Origin of the sequence: Candidatus Jettenia sp. AMX1, assembly GCF_030263775.1 — a bacterium.
GTDB lineage: Bacteria > Planctomycetota > Brocadiia > Brocadiales > Brocadiaceae > Jettenia > Jettenia caeni.
The window spans coordinates 1-2732 of sequence record NZ_SZPP01000092.1 but is presented as its reverse complement, the minus strand read 5'-3'; the positions used below and the strand labels follow the sequence as shown (position 1 = coordinate 2732).

2 protein-coding genes are annotated in these 2732 nt (G+C 42.8%); both read right to left on the bottom strand.

Annotated elements, in window-relative coordinates; genetic code table 11:
- Positions 1–234: 234 nt before the first annotated feature.
- Positions 235–1722 (bottom strand): ABC transporter permease/substrate-binding protein, encoded by a 1488-nt coding sequence (locus FBQ94_RS17315; RefSeq protein WP_352247041.1) that lies wholly within the window; start codon positions 1720–1722, stop codon positions 235–237.
- Between the two features lie 8 nt (positions 1723–1730).
- A complete protein-coding gene (locus tag FBQ94_RS17310; RefSeq protein WP_007221082.1) occupies positions 1731–2501 on the bottom strand; it encodes an ATP-binding cassette domain-containing protein in 771 nt (256 codons plus the stop codon).
- Positions 2502–2732 lie beyond the last annotated feature (231 nt).

Genomic DNA, 2732 nt, shown 5'->3' with positions numbered 1-2732 from the left:
CGTATGATGAAATTAGGAATGCCGGAAAGTTATGCGATCTCATAAATTGCATACTACAGGGAAAAACTGCTTTTTTATCGGATTTGTGCAACAAAGCCGGAAAATTGTAAAACAGTTTTTCAGGAAATTATTAAGAAGAAGATAAACTACAGGAAGAGAAAAAGTGATCTGTTTCGTGGCAGAGGAATTTTCACGGTGCTCGGTTTTATTTTTGGAGTACTATTGGGAATGCTCCTATGGATTTTGACTGATCCGGAGTCCTTTTGGTACAAAATAGCGTTCTGCTAAGTCGAAGAAGCCCTGGACTAAAAGTGCTAATAGTGCAGCCGGTATGGCGCCCTGTAAAATAAGACCCATATCATCCAGTCGGATACCGGTAAGAATGGGTTGGCCGTAACCGCCGGCGCCGATAAGTGCGCCAAGGGTTGCAGTTCCTACATTAATCACGGCAGAGGTTTTTATTCCTGCGAGAATTGAACGGGAAGCAAGAGGGAGTTCCACAAGCCAAAGGCGTGGCAGGGCCGGTAAACCTAATGCTTGAGCCGTTTCACGGATCTCGGGCCGGATGTTGCCCAATCCCGTATAGGTGTTGCGCACAATAGGAAGCAAACTATACAGAAATAAGGCAAGAATGGCTGGCTGGCTCCCTACTCCGAGGAAAGGTATCATGAAAACGAGGAGCGCCAACGATGGGATTGTCTGTATAATTCCAACGATACTGAGAACGATTTGGCCTATTTTCTTTCGTTTGAAAGAGAGAATTCCGAGTGGTATTGATAGAATTATTGCGCCTGTTAATGAAATAGCTACCAGAAAGAGATGTTCCCGGGTTCTTAAAAGAAGCCGGTCGGTGATTGTTTCGATATGGATTTTTGGATGAATACCAAATTCTTTCGCCAGAAACTGAGATGCGATTTGATTTTCAGGGATTTTTTTGATCTTTGCCTGAGCATTCATCTTTATCATTTCTGATTCAGAGATACGCCCCTCTAGTTGTAACATTGCCCTCAATGCATTAGGCCAGCGATTTGCAAATTCTGTGCGATAAAGTAAAACGGCATGATAGTCAGGGAAATAATGTAAATCATCCTTCAGAATGACAAGGCTATAATAGTCAATATCGGCATCAGTCGAATATATATCTGTTACCTGGATGGTGTCACTCTCAATACCGCGGTATGCGAGATCATGATCGAGTTCCAATACTTCGAGCTGTGGAAGGTTATAATATTTCCTGAGGCCACTCCAGCCATCCTTGCGGTTCATAAACTCATGGGTAAAACCAAATTTTAAATCCGGGAAATTACGTAAATCAGAAATCCTGGCAATTCCCAGTCTTTTAGCTGTTTCAGCTTTCATCCCAATTGCATACGTATTGCTGAATCCCAGTGTTTTGCTCATCCGAATCCCTCGCTGAGAAAGCGCTTCCTCTATTTCTCCTGCTAATCCCCTCTCAGCCAGGATCTCGTTTATTATCGTGCCGGTATACTCCGGATATATATCAATATTTCCATTCAGCAAAGCGCTCCATAGTACTCGGGTGCTGCCAAGTTGTTTACGATGGATAGCGGGAATTTCTCCGTGATTTATCAGAAGGGTAGTAATTTCACCGAGAATCACGTTCTCAGTAAATTTTTTTGATCCGATTTTTACTGAAGGAAGGGTTTGTTCAGCAAGGGCCGTTTCTATCATTCCTATACCTGCCAACACGGAGAGAAGTATCAATTTTTTCAGACATCACCGCCTTTCTGTATCTCCAATGGACTGCGATGTGTTTTGATAAATCGGGTTACGAAGGGATCGGCAGGTGCTTCAATGAATTCGTGAATCGTGCCCTGCTGAATGATACGCCCGGCTTGCATCAATACCATTTGATTACCAAAGAATTTTGCCTCTTCAATGTTATGGGTAACTAACACTACACTTTTCCTTAATTTGTGGAAAATTTCTTTTAGATCATTTTGTAAATCATAACGGGTAATTGGATCAAGCGCCCCCAGTGGTTCATCTAACAGGAGGACGTTAGGATTTAACATTAACGCCCGCATAAGCGCTACCCGCTGCTGTTGTCCGCCTGAAAGTTGCGCAGGGAAACGTTGTAGTCCGTCCTTTGGGAATTGAGTCAATTCTGCCAGGGCAAGCAAATGCTTCTCTATGAGTGTTTTTTCCCATCCCAGATAATTTGCCATCAGGATTACATTTTTACGTGCCGTTAGATGAGGAAAGAGTCCGCCAGTTTGCGTAACATAACCCATGCGCCGGCGCAACAGGAGTGCATTCATTGGTGTAATTTCTGTTCCTTCAAAATAGACCTTGCCGGTATCCGGCCTTGCCAGTCCAATCATAAGCCGCAAAAGAGTAGATTTTCCACAACCGCTTGGTCCAATAACTACGGTAGTTTGTTCTGACGGAACCGATAAATCGATGCAAGATAAGGCTTGTGTGGAGTCGTAAATTTTTGAGATACCTTTAACCTCAAAAACGGAATTTAAGGTTTGCACATGATATACTCCTTGTCAATGGTTATCGGCCTGATGGTACAGGAATTTGCTTTTTGAGATTCAGAAAGAGTACTTATAGTATTCCAAATATGAAACCAAACATATCCTCAACAGAGGAAAGACTGTCCCGATAGTCATCTATGAAAAAGCATGTCAAGAAAAAATAATGTTCCTGTTGACAAAAAAACAAAGGAACTGTTTTCTTGCCATGCGTCCTTCCCGCTTAATTGG